This is a genomic window from Erythrobacter sp. (genome assembly GCF_023653175.1).
In the GTDB taxonomy this organism is placed as follows: domain Bacteria; phylum Pseudomonadota; class Alphaproteobacteria; order Sphingomonadales; family Sphingomonadaceae; genus Erythrobacter.
The window spans coordinates 1-5,502 of record NZ_JAMNXL010000213.1; the positions used below are offsets into that span (position 1 = coordinate 1).

General features: G+C 64.7%; 5 protein-coding genes. 3 read left to right on the top strand and 2 right to left on the bottom strand.

What is annotated here, in order from left to right; translation table 11 throughout:
• Nucleotides 1-163 precede the first annotated feature (163 nt).
• Nucleotides 164-2,254, bottom strand: coding sequence for a bifunctional (p)ppGpp synthetase/guanosine-3',5'-bis(diphosphate) 3'-pyrophosphohydrolase (locus NBV68_RS17190; protein ID WP_296312197.1), 2,091 nt, complete (start codon nt 2,252-2,254; stop codon nt 164-166).
• 157 nt (nt 2,255-2,411) lie between these two features.
• Here NBV68_RS17190 and NBV68_RS17195 point away from each other — a divergent pair, with 157 nt between their 5' ends.
• Nucleotides 2,412-3,332, top strand: a complete 921-nt coding sequence (locus tag NBV68_RS17195) for a glycoside hydrolase family 16 protein (protein ID WP_296312187.1) — start codon at nt 2,412-2,414, stop codon at nt 3,330-3,332.
• Nucleotides 3,333-3,392: 60 nt separating this feature from the next.
• Here the strand turns inward: NBV68_RS17195 and hemF are convergent, their stop codons facing one another.
• On the bottom strand, nt 3,393-4,250 hold the full coding sequence (gene hemF, locus NBV68_RS17200; RefSeq protein WP_296312190.1) for an oxygen-dependent coproporphyrinogen oxidase: 858 nt from the start codon (nt 4,248-4,250) through the stop codon (nt 3,393-3,395).
• 125 nt (nt 4,251-4,375) lie between these two features.
• On the opposite strand from hemF, the gene pdeM reads away from it, so the two are divergent.
• Complete coding sequence (gene pdeM / locus NBV68_RS17205; protein WP_296312193.1) at nt 4,376-5,086, top strand: ligase-associated DNA damage response endonuclease PdeM; 711 nt, start codon at nt 4,376-4,378, stop codon at nt 5,084-5,086.
• Nucleotides 5,087-5,185: 99 nt separating this feature from the next.
• On the top strand, nt 5,186-5,502 hold a 317-nt coding region (gene infC / locus NBV68_RS17210; protein ID WP_296312195.1), incomplete at its 3' end, for a translation initiation factor IF-3.

Here is a 5,502-nt window from a genome sequence, read left to right on the forward strand (position 1 = left end):
TGGCGGCGCGGACATCTGCAACATCCGCGTGCCGGTGCGGCGGGTGGCGCCCTAGTCGTCATCGCGTGCGGCGCAGCCACGCAGCAAACCATGGCCTGATATTGCGCTGTGCGGGACCCATGGATTGCTTCGCCTGCGGCTGGCAATGATGAGGTTTGGATACTTACTGCCGCTCCGCCTGAGCCACGGCGTCGCTGGCGCGCAGGGCCGAGACGATGCGATTGAGGTGCCCGACGTCCTCGACCTCGACCTCGACGTCGTAGGTCACGAAAGGATGGTCGATATGCGCCTGCATCAGCGTGATGATGTTGGCCTTGTTCTGCGCAAAGATGCCCGCCATTTCGGCGAGCGTGCCGAGCCGGTCGTAGATCGTCACCGACAATTGCCCGGTCGCACCAGAGGACTGGTTGCCCCAGGCAAGGTCAATCCAATCGCTGTCCACGCCGCTCGCCAGTTCCATGCAGTCGATCGCGTGGACCAGCACAGGCTCGCCCTTGCGACGGATGCCGACAATGCGGTCGCCGGGGACGGGGTGGCAGCAGGGGGCGAGATCGAAGGCGACGCCGGGCGTTAGGCCGCGGATCGAGATCGCGCGTTCGCGGCGCTCCCAGTGCTCGTCCTCGGCGATTCCCGAGGTGCAGCCGGGGACGAGCGCCTCCATCACCTCGCGGTCGGCGATCTTGGCAGCACCGATCGCGTACATGAGGTCATCGGGCTCCTCGAGCCCGAGCCGCTCCACGGCCGCCCGGATCGCCTTCTTGCCGATACGGGCAGGCACGCGCGCGGAGATCTCGTCGAACAGTTTCGAGCCGATCGCGGCGACCTCGGCGCGCTCCTTCATCCGCACCGCGCGGCGGATCGCGGCGCGGGCCTTGCCGGTGACGACGAAGGCGAGCCACGACAACTGCGGGCTCGCGTGGGGGTTCTTGATGATCTCGCACACATCGCCGTTCGCCAGCGGGGTGCGCAAGGGCATGTGCCGCCCGTTGATCTTCACGCCGGCGGTCTGAAGTCCGAGATTGGTGTGAACCGCAAAGGCGAAGTCGACCGCGGTCGCGCCCTTGGGCAGCTGGAACAGCGCGCCCTTGGGGGTGAAGGCGAAGATGCGGTCCTGGTAGATCGCCATGCGGGTATGCTCGAGCAGTTCCTCGGCATCGTGGCTGGCATCGACGATCTCGATCAGGTCGCGCAGCCAGCCCACCGCCCCGTCGGGCCTGTCGCCCTGCTTGTAGGCCCAGTGCGCGGCGAGGCCGAATTCGTTGGTGCGGTGCATCTCGCGCGTGCGGATCTGCACTTCGACCCGCATCGAATTTTCGTACATCAGCGAGGTGTGCAGGCTGCGGTAGCCATTGGACTTCGGCGTCGAGATATAGTCCTTGAACTTGCCGGGCAGGAACTGCCAGGTGGTGTGCAGCGTGCCAAGCGCCCGGTAGCAGTCCTCTTCGGTCTCGGTCAGGACGCGGAAGGCCATGATGTCGGTGACCTGCTCGAAACTGACATGGCGTTCGGCCATCTTGTGCCAGATCGAGAAGGGGTGCTTTTCGCGCCCCCAGATTTCGACCTTGAGGCCCGCCTCGGCGAGGCGCTGCTTGATCTTCAAGGCAATGTCGTCGACCTGCCCGCCGCCTTGCGAGCGCAGCTGTTCGAGCCGCCCGGTGATGGTGGCCCAGGCCTCGGGCTCCAGCTCGCGGAAGGCCAGCGCCTGCATCTCGCGCATATATTCGTACATGCCCACCCGCTCGGCGAGAGGGGCGTAGATATCCATCGTCTCGCGGGCGATGCGCTTGCGCTTGTCGGGGTTCTTGATGAAGTGCAGCGTGCGCATGTTGTGCAAGCGGTCGGCGAGCTTGACCAGCAGCACGCGGATGTCTTCCGACATGGCGAGCAGGAACTTGCGCAGGTTTTCCGCCGCGCGCTCGTTCTCGGGCATGGCCTCGATCTTGGAGAGCTTGGTCACGCCGTCGACCAGCCGCGCGACTTCGGGGCCGAAATGGGTCTCGATATCCTCGATCGTGGCAAGCGTGTCCTCGACCGTGTCGTGGAGCAGCGCGGTGATGATCGTCGCCTGATCGAGCTTGAGATCGGTCATCAGCCCCGCGACTTCGACCGGGTGGCTGAAATAGGGATCGCCGCTCGCGCGCTTCTGGCTGCCGTGCTTCTGCACCGTGTAGACATAGGCACGGTTGAGCATCGCCTCGTCGGCTTGCGGGTCGTATTCGAGGACCTTTTCGACGAGTTCGTACTGGCGGAGCATCACCAACTATGTGCGGTTCCTCAGACCGTATTGCAATGCACTACTGTGCCCGAGGCGGGGCAAATGTCACGGCTTCGGCCAAGCGGGCCATGGACAATGCCTGTGTCGGTTTGATAACGTTCTCAGATCGGGGAAGAGGACGAAGAAAGCGATAGCTATGCGCATCCGACGTTGGCTGCTGGCTGGCTCAGCAATTGGTCTGCTTGCAAGCTGCGGGGGAGAAGACACGTCACCGTCGCCCTCTACCCCGATCGTCTCGGGCCCGACGCCAACGCCATCCCCTTCGCCATCGCCGACACCCACCACCGTTGCCTTTGCCGAAGAATTCAACTCCGGCCAGATCAACAATGCCATCTGGAAGCCGGAAGGGCCGAATTTCTGGGTCAACAACGAGCTTCAGGCCTATGTGGACAGCGCCGACACGATTGCACTGCGCAGCAATGTTGCGGGGGCCGACGGCGGTGTTCTGGTGCTCAAGCCCAAATGGGCGCCGGGTCAGGATACGCGCAGTGACCGGCGTGCCGATTTCCAGTCCGGACGCATCCACACACGCGGTGCCTATGATTTCACCTACGGCCGGGCACAAGCGCGGATCAAGATGTCGGAATTGACGGGCGTCTGGCCTGCCTTCTGGCTGCTTGGCAATGGCAACTGGCCGGCCACGGGCGAAATCGACATCATGGAATTTGTCGGCGAACCGGGCTGGATCTCCTCGGCCTTGCATGGTTCGGGCTATTCCGGGGCGAACGCCTTTTCGCGGCGCTACAACTTCCCCAGCGGAGTGCGGGTCAGCGATTGGCACATCTACTCGGCCGAGTGGAGCAGCACCGCGATAACCTTTGCGGTCGATGGCAATGAATACTTCCGCATCACGCGCAGCGAAGTCGAGCGATCGGGCCCCTGGGCCTTTGATACGCCAAAGCACATCATCCTGAATTTCGCCTTGGGCGGGGATTATCCCTTCGGCGTGAACGGTGTGAACATACCCTATCGCGGCCTGCCGCAATCGACCGTCGATGCGATCAAGGCTGGTGAAGCGGAAATGCTGGTCGATTGGGTCAGGGTCACGCCGCCCTAACCGTGCGCCGCGGCGCAACCTGCTGTCCCGCGCCTGACGGTTCGTACTCCCCGTCGCAGCTTACGACCAGGTGGCTCTGGGCGGCAGGCTCATCAGGATCGCGTCGATATTGCCGCCGGTCTTCAGGCCGAAGATCGTGCCGCGGTCGTAGACGAGGTTGAACTCGGCATAGCGGCCCCGGTATTCGAACATCTGCGCCTCGTCGGCCGCGTCGAAGGGCTGGTTCATCCGCTTGCGCACGATTGCGGGAAAGGCGGCGAGGAACTGCTTGCCGATGTCCTGGATGAAGGCGAAGTTGCGCTCCCAGGCGGCGTCATCGGGGCATTCGAGGTGGTCGCAGAACAGCCCGCCCACCCCGCGCCCAACCTTGCGGTGGGGGATGTAGAAATACTCCTCCGCCCACTTGGAATAGCGCTCGTAATAGGTCTCGTTGTGCGGATCGCAGGCGGCGCGCATCGCGTCGTGGAACTCCGCCGTGTCCTCCGCATAGGGGAGCGGCGGATTGAGGTCCGCGCCGCCGCCGAACCATGCCTTGGTGGTGGTCAGGAAGCGGGTGTTCATGTGCACTGCGGGCACATGCGGATTGGCCATGTGCGCGACCAGAGAGATGCCGGTGGCGACAAAGCCGGGCGCCTCGGCGCTCGCTCCGTTGATGCTGCCCGCGAATTCTTTAGCAAAGCTGCCGCGCACGGTCGAGACATTGACGCCGACCTTCTCGAACACCTTGCCCTTCATCAGCCCCTGCGTGCCGCCGCCGGGATCGGGGTTGCCCTCCTCCTCGCGGTTCCAGGGGGTGTATTGAAAGGCGGCGTCCGAGCCCGCCTCGCGTTCGATCGCCTCGAATTCGGCGCAAATCTGGTCGCGAAGGTCTTCGAACCACACGCGCGCGCGGTCCGTGTAAGGTGTCCAGTCCGTCATACATTCCCGTCCGTAATCTTCGCCCACCATAAGCGAAGGCGCAGCGCACACAAGCCCCGGCGGGGCTGCGCGGCGCTGTTGCCAAGCGCCGAATTTGGCGGCAGAGGGAGGGGATGGTTCGCGCTATGTTCGCCCCTTTCTCCTTCGCCGGACACGAGCTCGCGCTCGGGACATGCCGTGCGCTCTACTGGCCGGCCGAGCGCGCGCTGCTGGTCGCCGACCTGCACCTCGAGAAGGCGAGCTGGTTTGCCGCACGCGGCCAGATGCTCCCGCCCTATGACAGCCGCGACACGCTGGAACGGCTGGCCGACGCGGTGCGGGTGACGGGCGCGCGGCGGGTCATCACGCTGGGCGACAATTTCCACGATGATGCGGGTGCGCTGCGACTCGATGCGCATTGCACCGGGATGCTCGAGGCGCTGACCCGGTCGCTCGACTGGGTGTGGATCACCGGCAACCATGACGAGGCGCTGCCCAGGGGCTTCGGCGGGACTATCCTGGCGGAGCTCGAACTGGGCGGCGTGATCCTGCGCCACGAGGCGAAGCGCGGTGAAGCCGCGCCCGAGCTCTCCGGGCACTTCCACCCCAAGCTGCGGGTGAACGTCCGCAATCGCCACATCGCGCGGCCCTGCGCGGTCATGGGGCGCAGCTGTGGCGCCCGAAGCGCAGGAGGCGCCGAGCGGATGATCCTCCCCGCCTTCGGCTCGCTGACCGGCGGGCTCGACGCAGGCCATCCCGAGATCCTTGGCGCGCTGCAACCGGCCGCGCGCATCGAGGCGCTGATGCCCGCCGCGGGCCGCATCGCCCGCTTCCCGCTGTGGCAGGCGGCGGCGTAAAGACTCCACCTAGCGCTCGCCCACGTTTCGCACTACATAGCCGCCGACACGTAAGCCACGACAGGAGAACACCCCATATCACGTCCACCCCGGCGCTCGATGGCCCCGCCAATCAAAAGCGGCCCTCGTTTTGATAGCATGATCAACGTACCCAAGGTTCGCGTCATCGACGACGAAGGCGAGAACCTCGGTGTCATGTACACCCGCGAAGCAATCGAGCAGGCCAACGAGAAGGGCCTGAACCTCGTCGAAGTGTCCCCCAACGCGGACCCGCCGGTGTGCAAGTTCCTCGATGTCGGCAAGTATCGCTACGAGGCGCAGAAAAAGGCGAACCTCGCGCGCAAGACGCAGAAGACGCAGGACATCAAGGAAGTGAAGATGCGTCCGAACATCGACACGCACGATTACGACGTGAA